This is a genomic window from Dorea amylophila (assembly GCF_025567265.1).
Taxonomy (GTDB): domain Bacteria; phylum Bacillota; class Clostridia; order Lachnospirales; family Lachnospiraceae; genus Dorea_A; species Dorea_A amylophila.
Map to the genome: position 1 here is coordinate 1 of NZ_JAOQJW010000026.1, position 21,352 is coordinate 21,352.

Below are 21,352 nucleotides of genomic sequence, written 5' to 3' on the forward strand. Positions count from 1 at the left end.
TATGAGGAACCGGATGATCTTCGCATCACATTGGCAACGATCATGATGGATGTCATCAACGAAGAAGAAATCTCTCTGGAAGATGGGATTTTACATCACCAGGAAAATGTAGATCTTCTCCCGGCAAATATTGAGCTTTCCGCACTGGAAGTAACGATGGGAAATGTTATGAGCAGAGAAATGATCATGAAAGAATATATCGATGCGATACGATGCCGATACGATTATATCCTGATCGACTGTATGCCGAGCCTTGGTATGATGACAATCAATGCACTGGTCTCTTCCGATTCTGTGTTGATACCTGTGCAAGCCGCATATCTGCCGGTGAAAGGACTTCAGCAGCTGATCAAGACCATTCTTACAGTAAAGAAAAGACTGAACCGGAAACTGGCGATTGAGGGCATTCTCCTGACTATGGTAGATTTCAGAACCAATTACGCAAGAGACATTGCATCGAGAGTACATACAACCTACGGAAGCCAGATTGAAGTATTTGAAAATGTGATCCCGATGTCTGTAAAAGCAGCTGAGACCAGTGCAGAGGGAAAAAGTATTTACATGCACTGTCCGAAAGGAAAAGTTGCCGAGGCATATATGAAATTGACACAGGAGGTTTTGAGTAATGAAAAATAGAAGTGGCGAAAAGATTAAACTGGCAAGTATTGATGAACTGCTTGGTGTGGTAAATGAAGAGTCAGCAATGGAGATAGAAATTAGTAAGATCCATCCGTTTAAGAATCATCCGTTCAAGGTGCTGGATGATGAAAAGATGCAGGATCTGGTTGAAAGTGTAAAGATCAATGGAGTACTGACTCCGGTACTGCTTCGCATGGATGAAAATGAAGAATATGAAATGGTATCCGGTCACAGAAGAATGCATGCAGCACAGCTTGCAGGACTTACGACTATTCCGGCAATCGTAAGAGAATTATCGGATGATGATGCCATTGTGGCGATGGTGGACGCTAACATTCAGCGAGAGGAACTGTTGCCGAGTGAGAAAGCTTTTGCTTATAAGATGAAATTAGCAGCTATGAAAAGACAAGCAGGAAGACCAAAAAGTAATTCTGGCCAAAATGACCAGAATTTAATAGGAACTGTATCTAGGGATGTATTAGCAGAGCAAGTTGGAGAAAGTTCTAAACAGATTCAGCGTTACATTCGCCTGACAGAATTGATTCCTGAACTTCTTGATCTGGTAGATAACAAAAAGCTTCAATTCACGGTTGCTGTAGATATCTCTTACATCGATAAGGAAGTACAGGGATGGATTTACGAATATATCTGCGACACAGGATTTATCAAACCAAAACAGATTGCAGCACTCAGAAATCAGCTGAATGATGGACCAATCAATCAGATCCAGATGTTATCAATTTTCAATAACTGTGTGATGGCAAAGAAAGTATCCCGGTCTCTTACTTTCTCAGAAAAGAAACTGACAAAGTACTTTCCGGATGATTATACAGCCAAAGATATGGAGCTGGTGATTGAATCATTATTAGAAAAATGGATGCAGGAACAGTCCTGTTAAGGATAGAAAATGCTAAGAAAATAAAGTCAAAGAAGTTTAAAAAGAGGACTTCTTAGCAAAAAATGAAAGGAGGAAACTATGGAGAAAAAAATGACATTTAATTATTTTTACGGTACCGAAGCTGATCAGTTCAGCTTCTACCGCATACCAAAAGCATTATTTACAGACAGTTATTTTAAAGATTTATCGAGCGATGCTAAAATTTTATATGGACTGATGTTGGATCGAATGTCTCTTTCCATCAAGAATCAGTGGTTTGATGACAAAAACAGAGCATATATCTATTTTTCCATCGAAGATATCATGGAATTACTGAACTGTGGCAGAAATAAAGCCATCAAATCCATGAGAGAACTGGATGATGAAACCGGAATTGGTTTGATTGAAAAACGCAGACAGGGATTTGGAAAGGTGAACGTCATCTACGTGAAAACCTTTATGCTTGAGAAAACAGATGAGAAAAAATTTGGAGAGGAATTAGAGAAGTTTAAAAAACAAACTTCTGTGGAAAATGAGGAATCTACAGAAGTTTACAATTCAAACTTCATGAAGTCCCAAAATCAAACTTCTAGAAGTCCCGAAAACAAACTTCAAGAAGTTTACATTTCAAACCCTAATAATACTAATCTTAGTGATACTGAAATGAATGATAATAAATCTAATCCTATCATATCTGTGGATGAGAAAAGATTTGATAGCGATAATCGCTCTGAGGATTATCAGGCTTATGAAAACCTTGTCAAAGAGACCATTGATTATGAATCACTGGAAGTAACCCATCATGACGATATGCGACAGGTAGATGAAATCGTGAACCTGATTGTAGAGACTGTGATGTGTAAAAATGACAAGATCTTGATTGCCAGCAACTGGTATCCGGCATCACTGGTGAAGAAAAAATTTCTGATGCTGACCTATTCACATATCGAGTATGTCTTACACTGTATGAGTGGTAACACCACAAAGGTGAAGAACATCAAGAAATATTTGTTAGCAGCCCTGTTTAATGCACCGTCAACGATGAACGGATATTATCAGGCAGAGGTGAACCATGATATGCCAGGACTGGTAAGATAGGAGGTACACATGTTTATTTTAAAACTTGCTGGAAAGATATTATTACTGCCGGTATGGCTGATCCTTTTTGTGATCGGCCTGGCAGTGAAGATGACAGTACAGACTTATGCGGTTGTAAGGGGAATCCTTGGTTTTATATTCACTTTGTTGATTATAGCGACTGCATACTGTTACCATGACTGGGTTCAGGTTGCATTCCTGTTTGTGCTGAGCACTATTCTGTATCTGATTCTGTTTGCAGGAGTGGTTGTAGATACTGTACTGGACATGACAAGAGAATGTATTATTGACTTTATTTTATCTTGAGGAGGATATGAAAATGAGTGAAAAGAATGATTTTATACAATTACCACCAATCAAAAAAGACACACCGTCCGAAGTGGTCTCAATGATCTGGCAATATTTGAAATTACCTGAGGAATCCAGAAAGAGAGTGACGGCAGATCTAATTGATGTGGATGAAAATTGTGAGAAGGAAGATTTTCAGATTCCAGATCTCTATGACATCGTTCCAAAAGAAGAAATCGCGGAATTTGAAGAAACTATGCGTAAAATTATAGCAGGAATTATTTCTCAGGCCAGCAGTGTTGCCACCTGGGTGTATGTACAGAAATATGTGAAGCACAAAACTCTGGATGAAATGCTGCAAGAATGGAAAGGGGCAAGCCAGTTTATTATTGTCATGGATACCTGGTTCGAAAGATTGATGGCAGAATAATAGATGCTGTGATAGAATGAAGAAAACGATTTGAAGTGCAAATCGATATTTTATGAAGAAAAATGGATAATTATAAAATGAATGCAGATGATGAATTACTAAAGAATTTGGATAAATTGCACACAACAGAATTAGGCGTAGAACGCATTAAAAGAAATCTGTTTTTAGATACAGATGATGTAGTCGTCTGGTGTAAAGCTAAAATCGATTCTGTAAAGGCTGTAATCACAAGAAGTGGGAAGAACTGGTATGTGAATATAGATAACTGTATCATAACTGTAAATGCTTATAGTTATACGATTATTACGGCACATAGGGAAAAGAAATGAAATATACAATTCGTGAATTAGAAGCATTTTCAGTTATAGGACAAGAAAGATGATAATTGGAGAGTTCAGGAAGTATTAGCAAAGGCATTTGATGAATTTTGCAAAAATACAGGATATGAAAAAGCACTTCCGACCATTGATGAATGGTTAGAAAATGATAATCCAAATACGAGGAGAGAATATTAAAAATGGGGAAATTAATCTTTTTTTTAATTACAGTTTTGTTTATTAGTATAGCCACAAAATTATATAAAGGTCAATGGAGTTGGTTTATACCCGAATATAATATGCTTCCTGAGGACAAAAAAAAAGAATATAACAAAAATAAACTTTGTAGGGCATATTCATATTGTATGATTATATGTGCCTTAGCAACTTTTTTACTGCTTCTAAATGAATTTTTTCCATCGAATATACTTTTTGCAATTTCTTGTGGTTTGTTTGTAATATCTATGTTTTTTTTGATTTTTTGGATGCTTATAAACAATGGTGGGAAAAAGTAGGAATAATGCTTAAATCAGCTTTAATGAAAATATTGAGTATTGTATCAAATATTTTAACAAGATAGGTTATATTAATAGATACGGGATAGTTAATTCCAATTATTACTAGTGTTGAAAAAATGTACTTGAAGGGGTTCTTTTATGATGAAATTAAAATGATTCTAGAAGAACCTTTTATTGAATAAGAAATCCAAGGAAATCACTTGCTATCCACAGCATCACAAACTAAAGAGAAATGGCTTTCCGTATGTAAGTAGGTAATCATTCGTATCTGTTTTTCACTACATTTTTCTGATACAATCACTTCAGAACAAGAAAGGAACTGTAAGCCGGTGTGTTTAACGGAGAGGCGAATATGAATTTTTGAGAGAAATTTTAAAACCGTCTCATTGCATGAGTATATTTATTGAGATATGATTGGCTTGGAGGTGATACTTATGGCAAATGAAGATAAAAAAGATTTTAATGCTATGCTTATGGATAGCAAGGATATGCCTAAAGTCCAAATAATAACAGATGAAAAAAGCATTGAAAAATATGGTGGAGATAAAATGTACTTTGCCCCACCTATTGACTATGACAAAGTAATGCGACTTGTGCCTTGTGGTAAATTGCTTACTGTAGGTACAATAAGAGATTACTTTGCTAAACAAAGCGGTGCTGATTTTACAGAGCCAATCACAGCCGGAATTTTTGTTTCAATAGTTGCATGGGCGAGTTATCAGCGTGCAGAGGATAAAACCCCTTATTGGAGAACATTAAAAGCAAATGGAGAATTAAATGCAAAGTATCCCGGAGGAATTGAGGCACAAAAGGAAATGCTTGAAAATGAGGGACATACTGTAGTACAAAAAGGAAGAACTAATATTAAGTATTATGTTAAGGACTACGAAAAAGCATTATTTACATTGTAATAGATAATGTCAAACTTCAGTTTGCAGAGCTGACAGTTTATGATTATATCAAAGTAAGATAATTACAATCAATAACGCCGGTGCGGGATTTTGATATCCAGTACCGGCGTTATTGATTCCACAGGGGCTTGGGGGTGTAGCCACCAAATATATTATTAATTTTTTTCTTCAGAAAGTTTGTTAAGGATCCACTCCCGATTGATAACAATGTCCTCATCATCTCGAAGATCCTTGAAATCATCGCAGTGTGAAGAAGCAAATTCATACATATTGTCAATGTCAACTGCACCAGTGATCTCACCCTTATTAATGATTACAAGAATATTAGTTCCATCGTCATCGACAGCAAAGCGCAGTTCATCAAATTCTTTATCAGGATCATTTTTGAGAATAGAATCTGTCGCAAGCAATTTAACAAGTTCCATTATCCTGTCATCCTTACCAGCATCAAAGATCTGGATCTTTTCAACGAGCTGATTTGCTGATGTCACAATCCGGTTTAAGTACTTTTCGGTATGAAAATCAGCCAAAGCATTTTTTTCATAAAATATTTCATATGTTTTCTCTACTTCTGATTCAGGAACCAGATAAATCATGACAAGATCTTCCATCTGGTGATAGAGTATAGGGTAGTTTAAACGGAAGGTCTCTCCACAGTTCGGGCAGGTATAAAGGAAAATAGACTGATTAAGTACCTTCTCCTTCATTTCAGGATCCAGGACAGTATTAATGCTGTCCCAGACTTCAAAATCTCCATCATGATGACAGGAAGGGCAGATTATCTTTTCCATATGATGTTTTGACATAAATAATCCCCCTTTCAGTGAGATAAATCTATATTTTTCTATTGTAGAATAAGCGTATCCTTATATTATTTCGCCAGAAAATTACTCTGTATCTCCATCGGCATATGATAAGCCTGGCCTCGTTTTGTCAGGCTGTATAGTTTAAAGCTCATGAGTTCCGGAGTTGCATTCAAAGAGCTGCAGAGTCCGAAATAATCCAAGTCTTCGTTCTGAACCATATCTTCGATCTCCTCATCATCAATCAGTAGATCGGCAGCAAACAGATTGGCCTGATATTCTGTATTATCCGTCATATTGTAGAGTGTATCATCTTGCATTGGAGCCATTTTCAGCTGGGAACGATGCAGGATGATATGTCCTAATTCATGAGCGGCAACAATCATCTTTTCTTCTTCTGAAAGGAAACTACTGATCATGACATAGATTGTCTTACAGCTCATGAAGCAATAGCCTTTCAGTGTTTTATATCTTGAAGTTTCCCCAACAACAATGTTCATCTGATTCATGATCTCAAAGGGATCCCTGGTGCCATATTTCTTGATTAATTTCTTTGTTTCTGTATATATGTAAGTGTTTCTCAAATAAATCACCTCAAAAGTAAAAAATAAAAAGGGCAGAAATATCCTTGTAACTATAAGGTAACAGATTAGGTGTACAATAATTCCGCCTTCTATTATTTTTCCTCTTGGTTTTTCAGATATTTTTTCGGTGTAAATTTCTTTGCACGTCTTTTGGAATCCAGATAAAGGCTCTGAATCTCATCCATAAAAGCTATTTTATCTTCGTCTGTCAGTGATCCACCGGCAAACATAGCTGCAGCCTGTTCCAGAATCTGCTGAGCCTGTCTGGCACCACGGTTACCAAACTGTTCGGATGCTTCTGTGATAAAAGCTTCATCTTCACTCATGAGATAAGAAACATCACACTGTAATGCATCTGCCAGTTTCTGATACAGAACATTTTGTTTTGGAAAACGTCCTTCTACTTCCCAGGATCGAATGGTCCTATATGAAACACCAACCATACTGGCCAGTTCCTGCTGACTCATCTTTTTTTCTTTTCTTAATGATCTTACTTTTTCACCGAATGTCATAAACATACCTCTTTCTAAACCTTGTCTTATAAGTTTCATTAGCCGCTTCAAGGCAAAACGGGAAATGTGTCTCCCAAAAAATAAAAATTAATCTTGACAAAGGGAAATATCTCTCCTATAATGTGAATCACAGATAAGGGAAACATCTTTCCTATAAGATACACAATATTTCCTCCTTTGTCAATGAATATGTGAAATGAATTTCCTGTATTTTAAAGAAAACAGGAAGGATGCACAGTCATTGACAGTCAAAATGGGATACATGTTACAAAAAGAGGAAAGACGTATGGGAGGTGACAAAAGTGAGTCAGGATCAGACTTCTATTATCTGTATTGATCTGAAGTCTTTTTATGCTTCTGTAGAATGCGTAGAACGTGGACTGGATCCGTTTAAAGCAAACCTGGTGGTTGCAGATCCGACCAGATCAAAGTCAACAATCTGCCTGGCAATCACTCCGGCTATGAAGTCTCTTGGCATCAAGAACCGGTGCCGGATCCATGAGATACCGGATTGTGTAAAGTACATCACAGCCATGCCAAGGATGCAGCTGTATATGGATTATTCTGCAAAGATCTATGGAATCTATCTGCGGTACGTCTCAAAAGAAGATATCCATGTGTACAGTGTCGATGAGTGTTTTATTGATGTGACAAACTATCTGCAGCTTTATCATCTCACTGCAAAAGAAATGGCGGTAAAGCTTATGCAGGAGGTTATGGAGGAAACAGGTATCACTGCAACCGCTGGTGTGGGAACCAATCTGTATCTTGCTAAGATCGCAATGGATATCGTAGCAAAGCATGTGGATGACCATATTGGAATCCTGGATGAATTCTCTTACAGAGAGCAGCTATGGGATCATAAACCATTAAGTGACTTCTGGAGGATTGGATCCCGGACTGAAAAAAAACTGGCCGGTTACGGGATTCATACGATGGGCGATATCGCAATGGCTTCTTTAAGATCCGAAGACTGGCTGTATAAGATGTTTGGGATTGATGCAGAGCTGTTGATTGATCATGCATGGGGCTATGAAACATGCCGGATGAGTGACATCAAGAACTATCATTCGGAGGAACACAGCCTTTCAAATGGTCAGGTGCTGATGCGAAATTATTCTTTTGAAGAAGCACTTGTAATCGTAAGGGAAATGACAGACAACCTGGCCCTGGATCTGTTTGAAAAAGGACTGGTGACAAGCTCTCTCACCTTATGGATCGCATATGACCACAGGTATGAGCATGAGGCATCCAAAGGAACCGTAAAACTCGAAAGAGGAAGTAACAGTTCAAAAAAAATCATGGATGCAGTGGAAGATTTATATCTCAGGATTGCGGACAGATATACCGGAATTCGAAGAATCGAGGTGTGTGCGAACAGGGTTGCTCCTGAAAATTATGTGCAGTACAGCCTGTTTGATGATCCAAAACAGACCGATAAAGAACGGCATTTACAGGAAGCAGTATTGAATGTAAAGCAGCGTTATGGAAAGAATGCGATCATGCGTGGATCTAACCTGCTAGAGTGTTCTACTTATCGAGAACGCAATGAACAAATAGGTGGTCACCGTGCTTAGAGGAGGTGTAAAAAGTGCTGGCAAGTGAATATCAACCGTATTTATATTTATCAAGACCGGTTTCCAGGAGACATCCCATGGATGTAGGACGCAGGGCAAAACAGTTTGCTCCATTTGCGGCACTTCGTGGACTGGATGAAACGATCCGGCAACAGGAAATCATTTACGAATCGAAAAGAGATTTATCCGAAGAAAAGAAAAATGAGCTGGATATGAAATTAAGGATCCTGGCATATGGGATGAAGATACAGGCAACTTATTTTCAAAAATCCTGGAAGGATCCGTCAGTTGGCCAGTACCATACATTATCCGGAACCGTAGAATTTTTTGATCCATCAGTCCACTTACGGATCGATGATACTGAGATTCAGATCCAGGACATCTGTGATCTGACTGGTGATGTATTTGAAACTATTGAAATATCATGTTAATTAATCACAGCGGAATTTTTTATACCGGAAAGAGTGTGTGGTAGCTGGTGGAAGGATAAAAAAGGATGCACAGATCGACAAAGCAGATCTGATCAGAATAAAAATCGTGCTGTTCGTGCAGCTTTGGCACTTACGGAATGGATGGCATGATGCTCATAAGGCGGATTTGATTTCCCTTTGGTCCGTTGAGTAATAAATGGAGAAATATCTTATTGCTTAAAGGAGGAAGCCTATATGGGATCAGGTGCTATTAAATGGCATGTACACTGCTCTGTATGCGGAGCATTTATTGAAAAGAGCGCACAAAGCGATTCAGAAGTGGAGTGCAAAAAATGTCGCAGTACATTGGAAATATTTGTAAAGGATGATATGGTGTCGGTTCGTCCGATCCACATCCGAGATGAACAATTAAAGTCCAGGATGCGGACGTATTCCCGAAAGATGATGAATCAGGGATCATAACAGAATAGAATGAGCTGTCTGTAGTAAGCGTTGGATTTGGCAGGAACCATCAAGAACGCACCAGACAGCAAGAGTTTGTCAAGGAGCTGAACCTGACTGGAATCACTAAGAGCCCGGCAAAACATTTACGGATACACTGCAAGATCAGAAGTATTTTCTGGTTTTGGAGATTGTTGAAGTATTTGTTTTGTCGGGCTTTTTTGACGTATTTCGACAAATTTTAAATTTTTTTGTCGTACCCCACTGTAAAACAGGCTCTCAGCGTTTCGTTATATAGAGGTTGAATTCTTTTTTGCAAAAATAATTGTAAATAGAGATTTTGATAACATGACGCAAAGGAGGAAGCAAAGATGACTGAAATCGAATACCAGGAATTTGTAAGGCATTGTCCTTACGATGCTATGGGCGATTATTCCATGTTTCGCAAAGAGCAAACAGAGAATAAATCAGAAGATGCACATAGCAACTGAATAAGCCAGGCAATCTGGCAAACTTAATCTAAACGCAGATACATGCGTTACAAAGGAGTCGCGGACTCCCGTTCAAAAAAAACGGGTGAGTTCGTGACCTCTTGTGCTGCAGTTCTTTATGTCTGTGCAGGAATTTTATAAAAGATGGAATGGACCACCCGGAGCCGAAAGGCAGAAAGGTGGTCTTTATGTTGACATTAAAAGAACTGAAAAAAATCGTGAAAGTTGCTGATGTGGAGAAGAGAATCCCAAGCGTGAAATCCTTGAAGGAACACAAAGTTGTAGTAAAGGAAATGATCAATGCAGATACAACAATCTCTGTTTATGATCACGGATATATACTTTATACAGCAGGAAATCAATCAACCGTATTTCCACTTCATAGTTGTGATGACTATGAATATGTGAGTGTAACTGGCGATAACAAGGAATTAAATAAAGAGTTCTTTGATAATGAAAACTGGTATATCCGTCTGCTGATGGAGGCTGAAGACCGTATGGCATACAGCCAGAGCAAAATCAGCACCAATCATGGTGTGTTTTCTAACAGCGATGTTACAGATGATGCGGAGATTATGAGAGGATCTTCAAAAGATTTTGTTGACGATGTTATCGACAGAGAAATTCTGAACGCTTTGATCAAAGAGTTAACAGAGAGACAAAAGACGGTACTCAATCTGGTTTATTTTGAGGAAATGCGTCAGCAGGATGTTGCGGATTATCTGGGAATCAAACAGCAGAGTGTAAATGACCTCCTGAACAGGGCATTAAAAACGATGAAAAAAAAGGCGGAAAACGAAGAATTTTAAAAAATTTTAAAAAAATTGAATTAGACCACTGTAAAACAGGCTCTGAGCGTTTCGTTATATGAAGGGTTTGCATAGAACACCTTCATGTACCTTGAAAAATGAATAGCCTGCCTGGAGTGATATTTGGTTTGAACATGCATAGAGCGAAAAGCTGCGTGTCTGCCAGAAGAAAACGTATCAGAGATGGAAACTGATATAGGAACGGATCCGGGAAAGAAAACAGGAAAACGCTTAAATTTTAAATCAAAATAAAATGTCTGAATCTGAAAAGAGGATGACAGTAGAAATCATGTGGCGGTATTTGTGATAAACAGGTACCGCCATATATTTGTGCTGTTATCTCAGCTTGTGCTGACTGTCCCAAATAGCGCAAATTTCAGGAAAGGAGGCGACCATCTTCGTATAAAAGATAATACGCAGACACGAACAGATAACCATACACAAAAAAATCAGAAAGGAAGGATTTAAGAGAATGAACGTGAAAAAGAAAGCACGTAGGGTGATGTCCGGTTTACTGACTGCAGTAACGGTTCTATCGACGGTACTCTCTCCCGTTGTTGCCTATGCTTCTGAGGATGCCGGATCTATAAAAAAGATTCCGTATTATGAGGAAATCAAGGATCAGCTGGATGAAGATGAAGTGGTAACTGCAAAGGATTATGAGATTAAGGTTGGAGACAATTTCGATGTAAAGAGTGATTATACCGGTCTTACGATTCAGGATGACAGCAAAGTAAAAGTTACATTTCAGGAAGCAAAAGATACGGATGGAAATGACTTTTCTACCGATTATGCCAATTCCTATAAGGCAGTCTATTATGTAGAACCACAGACAACGGATCACCCAACCTACCAGATCAATCGAAAGATTGTGGTAAAAGAAGCGGATCAGCAGAAAGATTCGCAGTCAGAAAGTTCTTCTGATCAGGATGCTGGTTCTTCCGATAAGACAGAAACAGAGGATTCTGAGGCAGACTCGTCTACAGAGGAAACTGGTGCTGCTGAAACGGAGAGCAAAACAGAACTGACAGAAAAAGAATTTGATGCAGAGATCGAAGCAACGGAGAATCAGGAGACCGTTGATCCGGAAACAGGGATCACACTCTCAGAGGTTATGCAGGAAGCTGTTGACCAGGAAGTTGCTCTTGCAGATCTTGAAGCAGGCGAAAGTATTACTTTTGATATGCCAATGATGCTTGCTTCCGGTGAAACAGGAACAAAATCAGTCACAGTCACAGCCGGTTCCTGGTACTATTACGCAGATTATGGATTAGGTTCTTATCTGACTTGTCCATATTATGTGAAATGGGGAAGCATCAATGCGACAGCATACTGTGTTGAACCATCGAAAAAAGGACCGGGAAATGGAACTTATACAATCCAGAAACTTGCCGATGGAAAGACACTTGCAAAGGTCTGCTATTACGGAACAAAAGCAAGTGATGAGAATGGTTTCTTCGATGAGAAACATCCGGATTTTCCGGCAGGAAAGAGATTCATCATTACCCATCTTGCAGCAGCTTATGCAAATGGATCCAGTGACTGGGCATCCGGAACTAATGCAACAGGAAAGAACCTGGCAATGGAGCTTTACAATTATTGTGTAAATATGCCGGACATTCCGTCTGTAGATATGAGCTTTTCCGAATCTAATGTAAAGGCTTATGTGGAAGGAAACAGCCAGCGAACAAGCGTGATCACATTCAAAGCAGATAAACTGCAGACAATCACATTTAAGTTGCCAAGCGGTGTAAAGCTTGTAAATGTGACAACCGGTAAAACCAGTGCTGCAGGAGCAAGTGTAGAAATCAGTGGAGGTACACAGTTTTATCTGACAGCACCACTTGATCAGGCAGAGAGCGTCAGTGCTACATTTTCTTCTCGGATGAAGGGAAGCATTGATAAAGAATACTCTGCTTACAAGATTGTAACAGGATCTGGAACACAGGACCTGGCTCTTGTTTTCGGTGAAGGTGTCGGAAATGAGAAATATGTGGATTTTAAAGTAACCTGGACAAAAGAATGCAAGGTATCCATTGTAAAGAAAGACCAGGATACAGGCAACGCACTGGCTGGTGCAGTGTACGGGATCTATTCCGATGCTGCATGTACAAAGCTGATTGCAGAGATGCCTGCAACTGATCAGAATGGTGCTTCACAGCTCACAATGGAAAAGACACAGGAAGTTGTTTATCTGAAAGAAATCTCTGTTCCAACAGGGTATCAGATTGATACAAAGTCTTATAATGTGACTCTTGCTATCGGAAAGACAACGACTAAAAATGTAACGGACAAACGAGTAAATGCAAAGCTCAACATTGCAAAACAGGATGCTGAGACAGGCAATGAAGCCCAGGGTGATGCAACACTGGAAGGTGCGGTATATGGTCTTTATGCAAGGGAAGACATTGTTCATCCGGATGGAAGAACCGGAACAATCTATAAGAAAGACACCCTGATCACATCCCTGACAACGGATAAGAATGGCGAAGCTTCTGTATCGGATCTCTATCTTGGAAAGTATTATCTGAAAGAGCTTAGTGCTCCGGTGGGATACGTACTGGATCCGACAGAACATGATGTGGACTGTACTTACGAAGGTGCTACTGTTCCGACAGTAGAAAGAACTTCTGTATGTAAAGAAACTGTCGTCAAACAGCCATTCCAGATCATTAAGGCAGCAAACAATGGAAAAACCGATGCAGATCTTCTTAAGGGAGTTGGTTTTTCAGCATGGCTTGTCAGTAATCTGAAAGTAAAGGCAGATGGAAGTTATGATTTTGATTCAGCCAGACCGGTTGTACTGACTGCAGATGGACAGACAGAAATGTTTACCGATGAAAAAGGATATGCAAGATCGATTCCGCTTCCATATGGAACTTATGTGGTAAGAGAAACCACAAGCAAACACAACTATGCACCGGTTGATGATTTTGTAGTGAAGATCACAGAGAATTATCCAGATACACCGCAGACATGGCGAGTGCTTCTGGATAAAGAATTCAAAGCAAAATTAAAGATCTCGTCAACTAATAAAAAGCCCTGCGGCATAAACACAATGTCGTGGGGCGTTTTTGGAAAGGAGTATTATGACAGAACAAAACAAAACTACTACTATTCCACTGCCGGTTCCGGGAAAAGATATGGACAGCATTATGCAGTCACTGGAATCCGGTGTGGAAGAACTATTTACAAGTAACCGCTATCAGGAATTTCTTAAAACCATGGCAAAGTTTCACAATTATTCTTTTAATAATACAATGCTGATCGCTATGCAGCGACCGGATGCCACACTTGTTACCAGCTACAAAAACTGGCAGTCCATGGGTAGACAGGTCATGAAAGGTGAAAAAGGAATTACAATCATTGCCCCGGCACCATATAAGAAAATGAAGGAAAAAGAGGTTCTGGATGAAAATCAGCGACCGATCATGGGAAGCGATGGAAAACCTAAGACTGAACAGGTGGAAGTTACAGTTCCGCATTTTAAAGCAGTTACGGTATTTGATATTGCTCAGACATCCGGAGAACCGATCCAGACACTGGCACCAGAATTACTGACTGCAGCTGTACAGGATTTTGATTCTTTCATGCAGGCTATTCAGAAAATATCCCCAGTACCGATACGATTCGATGAGATCGATGACAATGCTAATGGATATTATCATAATGCAGATAAGGAAATTGTGATCAAAAAAGGACTCAGTGAAAGCCAGACCTTAAAGACTGCTATTCATGAAACAGTCCATGCAAAATTGCATGACAGGGAGATCATGGAAAGCCTTGGTGTAGAAAAAGACCGATTGACAAAAGAGGTTGAGGCTGAATCCGTTGCTTACTGTGTGTGTTCTTCCTTTGGTTTGGATACATCGGATTATAGTTTCCCTTACATTGCAGGTTGGAGCAGCAGCCGGGAAATGAAAGAAATGAAAGCATCTATGGATGTGATCCGCAAGACAGCCGGTGAAATGATCGATCAGCTTACAGAAGAGCTGGAAATCATTCTTGAAGAAAAACAGAAAACAGAATTACATGATAAATACGGCATTCTGGTAGATGCACTGGAAGCAGCCGGATACCGCTATGATTATCGGGAAAGCGAACCGGGACATATTGTACTGGCGCCGGATGGGACACATGAAATTGCCGGATACTTGCAGTTTGAATCATGGGGAGATATCAAAGACTGGCTGGAAGATACGATTGCAGAAGGAACGGATATTTCGGAAAGAGTTGATCGGGCTTTGTATCCATTTAAGTTTGATTATACCCTAGAGGAAGAAATGTTCAGAGGTAATGGTGACCGCTATGCGATTTACCACGTGGATGAAGACACACCTGGAAAACAACATTTATTTATGAATATGGCAATGGTCAAAGAAGATGGAATTACAATCGATGCAGCAAATTATAAATGTGTCTATTCTGGCAGATTACATGAAAATGAAAAGCTGGATGATTTGTATGCCGTATTCAACGATAATCCACCGGCAGATTATAAAGCACATTCTATGTCGGTTAGTGATGTTATCATTACAAACCGTGGTGGGGATATGCAGGCATATTACGTGGATCGATTTGGATTTGCAGAACTTCCAGACTTTGCAGTACAAAGAGAAAAAATACTCGATATTGTCCCGGAAATAGAAAATGTGGATTATGAAAATGATCTTACATGTATCAGCTTTTATGCGGCTGAATGTGCTGAATTTCCTGTGATGGGTGAAGTACATTATGACCTGACATTACCGGAAGCCTTGGAAGCTTATGAGAAAATCCCATCAGAACGTATGCATGGACTGAAATGTGTTGGCTTTGATCTGAAAGACGGAAGTGATTATGAAGGAATGCAGAGTCTGATGATCGAAGGAAAAATACAGAAAGAATTTTTGAATTCGATTCCTGGATTTAGAGAAAATTCTTATGTGCAAAATGCAATCAGTCGTGTGGAAAAGTACTTGGAAGAAAGACATCCAAATGTGGAAAATCCTCTGGAATCCAATAAGAAAGTGGATAACGAAAAAAATATAAGCAAAGAAAAAAACGAGAAGGAGCTGAATATACAGATGAAACCAATACCGAAAAAGAAAAGGGGGGAAATGAGCCTATGAGAAATGTAAACCTGGAAGAAAACGAACTGACTATTACTGCTATCTTCCAGCAGCACACAAAGGAAGAAACAATCCAAACACTGAAAGAAGCTTTGGAAGTTATGGAACAGGAAGAAAGTGATCCTGAGAATGATGAAATGATTGAGATCATCAATTCTACAGTTGGAAAATTACAGCAGATCGAAGACAAATACTACTATTCTCTGGATCTGAATTATTATCTGAATAACTTGGAGAACGATGCCTATGAAGCTTAATCAATTTGCAGTCTACCGAGTAGATCAGCAGACAGCAGGAAAAGCACTGTGGCATCTGCCATATCAAGAGGCAAGACAGCAGAATGTGTCGATTACTGTCGAAAATTACCGATTAGTCTCGATTCATGAAATGCAGGAAAATGAAAAAGTCGCTGACATCTGGAAACGAATGAAAAAGCAATGCGAAGTCAGTGACGTGCTCGTATTGAACAAGAACGGAGAAATCAGTTGCTACTATGTAGATGAAAACTATCCACAGTATCTGGCCGGATTCATTCGTATCAATACATCCGGTGCACTGATCACTATGGAAACTGAGAATTATCAGATCGATGGGAAAAAAGGAAACTGGATTGCCACAGACACCATCATTATTGATGGAAAACAGTTTTATTTGATGGAACATCAGGTATACCGAGATCAGGCCCAGGGTGTTATCCTGGATGCCTATGGAAAAATGGTTGTCGAAGAATGTAAGAAATTCGATGAAAAGACAAAACAAAAGATTCATGATTACATCCAACAGCAAGTACCGCTAAATCCGGTCGAACAGCTAAAACAAGATGGTAAAATCCGTCTGGAACATTACCAGAAATTCTACCAGAACGGCACTTATGAACGAAGCAGAGAATCTGGTACCGAAGCCAATTATGATATGGTGGACGGTCTGGTGAATAATCAGAAGAAGAATCAGGAAAAGACCTCTGATGCTAGCAGCAACAATCAGACCTCCCGAAATCAACAGGATGGAAAATCTAAGAAACGAAGATCCGTGATCAAACGTCTGCATCAGAAACAGATTGCCATTGCTCGCCGGTCCGGAAAACCGATACCCAAATACCTGGATCAGGAAATGGAAAGAAAGCGGGGGTAGAATATGCGAAGGTTAAAGTGTGAAAAAGAAACGATTATTCTGACCAATGAAGATGACGGATTCTATGATGTGTATACCTTCAATCAGAGCTTGCAGAAACGGTTACGGGCATTCGCTGAGAAGTATCCGGATGATTGCTGGTTGAAAGGATCTTCGGAGGATGGCAGTGAAACGTATATAATCAAAAAGGGCCGGTTGTCATTGAATTTAAGACCACCCTATTCTAAGGACAGAATTCATAAAGCAACAGAACGAATTATTGAAGAACAGAAGGAACAATCAAAGGATTCATAGAATGCGATTTAAGAGAAAAAAGCCTCATGACCATGAGGAAAAATGAAAGCAAAATATGTTAGCTGATAAAGTGTATAGGCTCAAAAGGGAAAGTTCCCTTTTGGGCCTTATTTTGTTTAAAATCATTTAGTAGTACAAAACCTGATTTTATCTTTTATATATTTGATAACAAGTAGTGAATAGTTGATTTAAGTAGTTTTCAGTGGTACAATTATTTGAGGAAAATTCATGTAATAGTATTAAATGCAGGGAGAAAAAAATGGCAAGACCAAAAAAGAATGGAACATACCTTAATGTATGTATTGAAACTCCTATTTATGAGCGATTAGAAAATTTTTGTAAAGATGCAGGACATACAAAAACGGTTGCTGTTGAAAGAGCATTAATTTCTTATTTCGATGAATATGAAGAAATGAAAAAGAAATTAAAAGAATTAGAATCTAATCAAGACAAATGAGAAATTCATGCAGGGGAGAATCAAGCAAATGATCAACGGCAAAGATCAAGAAATTATAACTATAAATAAAACAGGAAATTCAATATTAAATAACGCAAAATATTCTGCAGATAACACGGATGAATGGTATACTACATTTGTTGCGCGTTCCTTTGATTTTGGACGCAAAAAAAGATTGCAGCCGCCATGCGCTGCAATCTCCCGATTTCTCATATTGTGAGGTTAATCCTCTGCTTTTTCGACTTCCGTTATCTCCCTTGCTGTTGCGGTTACAATCCGTATGCCTTTATCGCTCATACCGTCCAGCAGCGCGTCAAGCTGCCGCCGCCCGGTGGATTTCTCCGCATTGCTGTTCGGGAAGAAAAATTGATCTACCGAAATATGATACCGGGTTACAAGGTCATAGAATACCTGTAAACTCGGCTGTTGTCCCTTGTTCTCGATATTCGCAAGGTAGCGCGGGGAAATATATAACTCGTCGCTTACCTTTTTGCGGCTCTCGCCGTATTCATTTCTCGCGGCTTTTATAGCTGCCCCGAAAGCCTTAAAGTCGTACAATGGTACGGGTCTTTTTGCCATTTTCATTCACCCTGTTACATTTTACAGTTCACCTTTCTTTTTGGATATGTCCACACAATTCATATCATTAGGTTAAATACTTCCTGTTGTGTATTGACAGTAGACTGATTTTCTGATAAAATAAAATTTATGTAAAAGGAGGCGGCGTTTATGTTGCATAGCATGCGTATTAGATAAGCATTGAAAAAAAGGATTTTCCCATTTTCAACATGGGCTTTTTTGTCATGCTTATTTTGCGGATGCTATACAAAAAACTAACGACGTATAGATATAGTATAGACATAGTGCAAGCTATGCCTTAGTTTTGTTGTACTGCTCTGTGCATTATAAATGCAGGTCAATGCTCATGTTGAGGATTGACCTGCATTTTTTTGTGTAAAAAGGACGAGTGAAATATAATGCTTAAAAAATATTGGATAAAATGTCCGATTTGTAACGGAAAGACGAGAGTTCAAGTATTTCATAATACTGTATTAAAAGATTTTCCTCTTTTCTGCCCTAAATGCAAATTGACGCATATCATTGATGTAGAAAAATTAGAGATTGTAATCAAAAATACAGAAAAACAAACTTTTATTATTTAGAAGAAAGGATATAAAAATGAAACGTTTACCTAAATATACGCCTGCGGAAGTACGGAATGATCCATACGGATTTACTTACAAAGAAATGTCGGAAGTTATTGGCGAGAATGAAGCAAAAGCCTTATATGAAGAATTATATAAGCAATTACCACGCAAAAAAAATCTATCAATGTTGGTAAAAAATATTTGCAAAAGCAGTGATACTGAAAAGTATGTTTACGAACTGAAAGACAACAAATACATTGAAACGGTTTTTATCAAGCGGCGAGATGGTGGAACTGTTTGCGTGAGCACACAAGTCGGTTGTCCTGTTGGTTGTATTTTTTGTGAGTCCGGGCGAAATGGCTTTGTTCGTAATCTAACATCGTCAGAAATCGTACAACAGATTATATTGTTGCGTCGAAAAGTAAACCGTATCGTTTTTATGGGTATGGGAGAGCCTTTATTCAATTATGACAACTTGATAAAAGCAATCCATATTCTCCGAGATAGATATGGGCTCAACTTTCCAACCGACGGCATTACCATATCAACAGTTGGTCCGGTCGATCAATTAAAAAAATTGCGCGAGGAACATCTTAAAATTCAGTTGACAATATCTTTACACGCAGCAACACAATCTGCAAGAAATCGTATTATTCCTCACATGCGCATATATGCTATTGAAGATGTTGTTAAGCAAGCCTTATCCTATTCTGAAAGGCATAATCGCAAAATTGTCTTTGCGTATTTGCTTTTACCGGGTATAAATGACCGGCCCTCAGATGTAAGACAACTTGCAAAATGGTTTCGGGGCAAAAAAGTTATGATTAACGTGTTACAATACAACCCAACAAGCAATTCAAGAATTAAAGCACCACAGAAACGGGAAATAGTTGCATTCAAACATCAATTAGAGCAAGCAGGACTTGAAGTTACTATGAGAGTTTCTCATGGCAGAGAGATTAACGCGGCTTGTGGACAGTTAGCTAACACATATAATAAATTCAAAAAAAAATGATTAAAAGTGCCAGACGCATAGACGCAGAGCCGATAACGCATTAGGTCAAAAAACCTATGTGTTATCGGCTTTTTTATTTAATATTGCGCAAAAGCCGCTGTTCCCTATTATAGAATGGATTGCGGGTAGTGTATTAAAGTCGCCCTTTTTTAAGGATACGGCGGTATCGGGGAGGTATCGCCGTGTCCATTTTTATTTACTGTAACCCGCCTAATGCTTTGCGGTCAAAAAAAGCTATGCTCCGCAAGCGGGATATTCCGGCTATGAATGTGAACTGTCAATACATTTAGCTACTGCTTACATTTCCTTTGCGCCCGTCCGCGTCTTGCGGACGGGCGCATTTTGCTTTTTTCAACTTTTTTCTGAAAAGCGCACTCAAGAGCCATCTCCCGAACGGGTACGGAGCGAAAGGGGCAGAGAGGACAAGCCCTTAACTCCCGTCCTCTACTCCACGCGGGAAGGAGGTGAACTCTATGGAGCTATCTTCTTCCGACAAGGAAAGAATACAACATCAGTACGACGCATTAGCAAAGAAAACTTTGGTCGGCGAAGCGAAAAGCCACCGCCGCACTCTTGCGAAACGCGCAGCACGCGAAGTTACTTTTTCGGATTTGAGCGAAAGCGAACTCGCGCAGCTTTTCACAACGGACGAATACGAAAGCGATTATTTCCGTTTTCAAGTGTCCGGCTTTGATGTACTCGTCAAAAATGAACTGCTTGCCGAAGCCCTTAACGCTTTGCCCGAAAGGAAACGCGACATTATCCTTTTGTCCTACTTCTTGGATATGAGCGACGCGGAAATTGGCGAACTGCTGAATGTTGTACGCACGACGGTTTTCCGGCACAGGAAATCCGCGCTTGCGAAAATCAAACAGTATTTGGAGGGAAAAGCAGATGATGAATACCGTTAGGAAGTCTGAAAATCTGTTGCCGTTCCCTGTCATTTCCGCAGCGGCAAACGGCGACACAACCGCCATGTGCGCGATCTTGAAGCACTACGAGGGTTACATAGCGAAACTTTGTACCCGCACGCTGAAAGACGACGCGGGCAATACCTATTCCTATGTGGACGAGGAAATGCGTAACAGGCTGCAAGTGCGCCTTATTACCCGCACCCTTGCTTTTCATGTAGGATAATCTTTTAGCCCATGCGGGGAGCGTGTCCCCTTTCCACGCTTCCCGTTATGGGCTATTTGTCGTTCCGCAAAAGCATATCCGCTGTTGATGTGCTTTTGCAGGCCGACAAAGCCTATTGTTCTTTGACAAAGAAAGCGGCCTTTGGTGCGCAGCATAACAGGCAAACGGGTACATTCCGTCTGTACCGAGCCAGTCGGCGGGTACGCCATGACAGCTTTTCCCCATAGGGGAAAAGCCGAGCGAGAACTACCGCGCCGTAAAACAGGTTTAGCAGCTTGTGGGCGACGACATACAAGGCGGCACAATGATACTCCCGCGTTGAACACCCTCAAA

At 39.6% G+C, this 21,352-nt stretch carries 26 protein-coding genes and 2 pseudogenes; 24 read left to right on the forward strand and 4 right to left on the reverse strand.

All coding sequences use genetic code 11. The features are described from left to right. From OCV72_RS14300 to OCV72_RS14340, 9 genes and pseudogenes are all read left to right on the forward strand, one after another. Nucleotides 1-636, forward strand: a 636-nt coding sequence (locus tag OCV72_RS14300) for a ParA family protein (protein WP_055284534.1), incomplete at its 5' end; no start/stop codon positions are given. Continuing rightward, nucleotides 626-1,537, forward strand: a complete 912-nt coding sequence (locus tag OCV72_RS14305) for a ParB/RepB/Spo0J family partition protein (protein WP_055160131.1) — start codon at nucleotides 626-628, stop codon at nucleotides 1,535-1,537. The genes OCV72_RS14300 and OCV72_RS14305, both read left to right, overlap by 11 nt. Before the next feature lie 78 nt (nucleotides 1,538-1,615). Continuing rightward, entirely contained in the window at nucleotides 1,616-2,614 is a 999-nt protein-coding gene (locus OCV72_RS14310) for a DUF6017 domain-containing protein (protein ID WP_055160133.1), read from the forward strand. A gap of 9 nt (nucleotides 2,615-2,623) precedes the next feature. Continuing rightward, nucleotides 2,624-2,920, forward strand: coding sequence for a hypothetical protein (locus OCV72_RS14315; RefSeq protein WP_029471075.1), 297 nt, complete (start codon nucleotides 2,624-2,626; stop codon nucleotides 2,918-2,920). Between the two features lie 13 nt (nucleotides 2,921-2,933). Next, complete coding sequence (locus tag OCV72_RS14320; RefSeq protein WP_330376624.1) at nucleotides 2,934-3,332, forward strand: hypothetical protein; 399 nt, start codon at nucleotides 2,934-2,936, stop codon at nucleotides 3,330-3,332. Between the two features lie 77 nt (nucleotides 3,333-3,409). Then, the gene (locus OCV72_RS14325) at nucleotides 3,410-3,661 is read left to right on the forward strand and encodes a DUF3781 domain-containing protein (protein ID WP_055160154.1); all 252 of its coding nucleotides are present in this window, start codon (nucleotides 3,410-3,412) and stop codon (nucleotides 3,659-3,661) included. 45 nt (nucleotides 3,662-3,706) lie between these two features. Then, nucleotides 3,707-3,838 (forward strand): annotated as a pseudogene (locus OCV72_RS16835) (phosphomethylpyrimidine kinase); the annotation flags it as partial. A gap of 11 nt (nucleotides 3,839-3,849) precedes the next feature. Continuing rightward, nucleotides 3,850-4,164 carry a DUF3784 domain-containing protein gene (locus OCV72_RS14335; protein ID WP_055160135.1) on the forward strand — a complete coding sequence of 105 codons (315 nt, stop codon included), beginning with the start codon at nucleotides 3,850-3,852 and terminating at the stop codon, nucleotides 4,162-4,164. Nucleotides 4,165-4,601: 437 nt separating this feature from the next. Further along, nucleotides 4,602-5,078 carry an MGMT family protein gene (locus tag OCV72_RS14340; protein WP_055160137.1) on the forward strand — a complete coding sequence of 159 codons (477 nt, stop codon included), beginning with the start codon at nucleotides 4,602-4,604 and terminating at the stop codon, nucleotides 5,076-5,078. Nucleotides 5,079-5,233: 155 nt separating this feature from the next. Here the strand turns inward: OCV72_RS14340 and OCV72_RS14345 are convergent, their stop codons facing one another. From OCV72_RS14345 to OCV72_RS14355, 3 genes are all read right to left on the reverse strand, one after another. Then, nucleotides 5,234-5,884, reverse strand: coding sequence for a CpXC domain-containing protein (locus tag OCV72_RS14345; RefSeq protein ID WP_055160139.1), 651 nt, complete (start codon nucleotides 5,882-5,884; stop codon nucleotides 5,234-5,236). A gap of 65 nt (nucleotides 5,885-5,949) precedes the next feature. Then, on the reverse strand, nucleotides 5,950-6,465 hold the full coding sequence (locus OCV72_RS14350) for an ImmA/IrrE family metallo-endopeptidase (protein ID WP_252830946.1): 516 nt from the start codon (nucleotides 6,463-6,465) through the stop codon (nucleotides 5,950-5,952). Between the two features lie 92 nt (nucleotides 6,466-6,557). Further along, nucleotides 6,558-7,016, reverse strand: a complete 459-nt coding sequence (locus OCV72_RS14355; RefSeq protein ID WP_049940522.1) for a helix-turn-helix domain-containing protein — start codon at nucleotides 7,014-7,016, stop codon at nucleotides 6,558-6,560. Nucleotides 7,017-7,279: 263 nt separating this feature from the next. On the opposite strand from OCV72_RS14355, the gene OCV72_RS14360 reads away from it, so the two are divergent. From OCV72_RS14360 to OCV72_RS14410, 11 genes and pseudogenes are all read left to right on the forward strand, one after another. Further along, on the forward strand, nucleotides 7,280-8,554 hold the full coding sequence (locus OCV72_RS14360; protein ID WP_044932403.1) for a Y-family DNA polymerase: 1,275 nt from the start codon (nucleotides 7,280-7,282) through the stop codon (nucleotides 8,552-8,554). Between the two features lie 14 nt (nucleotides 8,555-8,568). Then, nucleotides 8,569-8,985 carry a hypothetical protein gene (locus tag OCV72_RS14365; protein ID WP_227234580.1) on the forward strand — a complete coding sequence of 139 codons (417 nt, stop codon included), beginning with the start codon at nucleotides 8,569-8,571 and terminating at the stop codon, nucleotides 8,983-8,985. Nucleotides 8,986-9,219: 234 nt separating this feature from the next. Then, nucleotides 9,220-9,447 (forward strand): hypothetical protein, encoded by a 228-nt coding sequence (locus tag OCV72_RS14370; RefSeq protein ID WP_005334838.1) that lies wholly within the window; start codon nucleotides 9,220-9,222, stop codon nucleotides 9,445-9,447. Between the two features lie 619 nt (nucleotides 9,448-10,066). After that, on the forward strand, nucleotides 10,067-10,726 hold the full coding sequence (locus OCV72_RS14375) for a sigma-70 family RNA polymerase sigma factor (RefSeq protein WP_055284536.1): 660 nt from the start codon (nucleotides 10,067-10,069) through the stop codon (nucleotides 10,724-10,726). A gap of 472 nt (nucleotides 10,727-11,198) precedes the next feature. Continuing rightward, nucleotides 11,199-13,748: pseudogene (locus OCV72_RS14380) on the forward strand (thioester domain-containing protein); the annotation flags it as partial. A gap of 67 nt (nucleotides 13,749-13,815) precedes the next feature. Further along, nucleotides 13,816-15,837 (forward strand): YodL domain-containing protein, encoded by a 2,022-nt coding sequence (locus OCV72_RS14385; RefSeq protein WP_055284538.1) that lies wholly within the window; start codon nucleotides 13,816-13,818, stop codon nucleotides 15,835-15,837. After that, on the forward strand, nucleotides 15,834-16,094 hold the full coding sequence (locus OCV72_RS14390) for a transposon-transfer assisting family protein (protein WP_015535388.1): 261 nt from the start codon (nucleotides 15,834-15,836) through the stop codon (nucleotides 16,092-16,094). The genes OCV72_RS14385 and OCV72_RS14390 overlap by 4 nt, the downstream gene beginning before the upstream one ends. Beyond that, nucleotides 16,084-16,968, forward strand: a complete 885-nt coding sequence (locus tag OCV72_RS14395; RefSeq protein WP_015535389.1) for a DUF4316 domain-containing protein — start codon at nucleotides 16,084-16,086, stop codon at nucleotides 16,966-16,968. Before OCV72_RS14390 ends, OCV72_RS14395 begins: the two co-directional genes overlap by 11 nt. A gap of 3 nt (nucleotides 16,969-16,971) precedes the next feature. Beyond that, complete coding sequence (locus OCV72_RS14400; protein ID WP_015535390.1) at nucleotides 16,972-17,262, forward strand: hypothetical protein; 291 nt, start codon at nucleotides 16,972-16,974, stop codon at nucleotides 17,260-17,262. A 259-nt stretch (nucleotides 17,263-17,521) separates the two neighbouring features. After that, nucleotides 17,522-17,719, forward strand: a complete 198-nt coding sequence (locus tag OCV72_RS14405; protein ID WP_015535391.1) for a hypothetical protein — start codon at nucleotides 17,522-17,524, stop codon at nucleotides 17,717-17,719. Between the two features lie 28 nt (nucleotides 17,720-17,747). Continuing rightward, nucleotides 17,748-17,939, forward strand: coding sequence for a hypothetical protein (locus OCV72_RS14410; RefSeq protein WP_033126091.1), 192 nt, complete (start codon nucleotides 17,748-17,750; stop codon nucleotides 17,937-17,939). Between the two features lie 2 nt (nucleotides 17,940-17,941). On the opposite strand, the gene OCV72_RS14415 is transcribed toward OCV72_RS14410, so the two are convergent. Continuing rightward, nucleotides 17,942-18,298, reverse strand: coding sequence for a helix-turn-helix transcriptional regulator (locus OCV72_RS14415; protein ID WP_002584957.1), 357 nt, complete (start codon nucleotides 18,296-18,298; stop codon nucleotides 17,942-17,944). A 398-nt stretch (nucleotides 18,299-18,696) separates the two neighbouring features. Here OCV72_RS14415 and OCV72_RS14420 point away from each other — a divergent pair, with 398 nt between their 5' ends. The 4 genes from OCV72_RS14420 (at nucleotide 18,697) to OCV72_RS14435 (ending at nucleotide 21,019) form a co-directional block, all read left to right on the forward strand. Further along, entirely contained in the window at nucleotides 18,697-18,882 is a 186-nt protein-coding gene (locus OCV72_RS14420) for a cysteine-rich KTR domain-containing protein (protein WP_003431289.1), read from the forward strand. Between the two features lie 16 nt (nucleotides 18,883-18,898). Further along, nucleotides 18,899-19,882, forward strand: a complete 984-nt coding sequence (gene rlmN, locus OCV72_RS14425) for a 23S rRNA (adenine(2503)-C(2))-methyltransferase RlmN (RefSeq protein ID WP_002584956.1) — start codon at nucleotides 18,899-18,901, stop codon at nucleotides 19,880-19,882. Between the two features lie 473 nt (nucleotides 19,883-20,355). Further along, nucleotides 20,356-20,793: a sigma-70 family RNA polymerase sigma factor gene (locus OCV72_RS14430; protein ID WP_002604474.1), complete on the forward strand. Its 438-nt coding sequence runs from the start codon at nucleotides 20,356-20,358 to the stop codon at nucleotides 20,791-20,793. Continuing rightward, nucleotides 20,777-21,019: a helix-turn-helix domain-containing protein gene (locus OCV72_RS14435; RefSeq protein ID WP_002604473.1), complete on the forward strand. Its 243-nt coding sequence runs from the start codon at nucleotides 20,777-20,779 to the stop codon at nucleotides 21,017-21,019. The genes OCV72_RS14430 and OCV72_RS14435 overlap by 17 nt, the downstream gene beginning before the upstream one ends. Nucleotides 21,020-21,352: the final 333 nt, after the last annotated feature.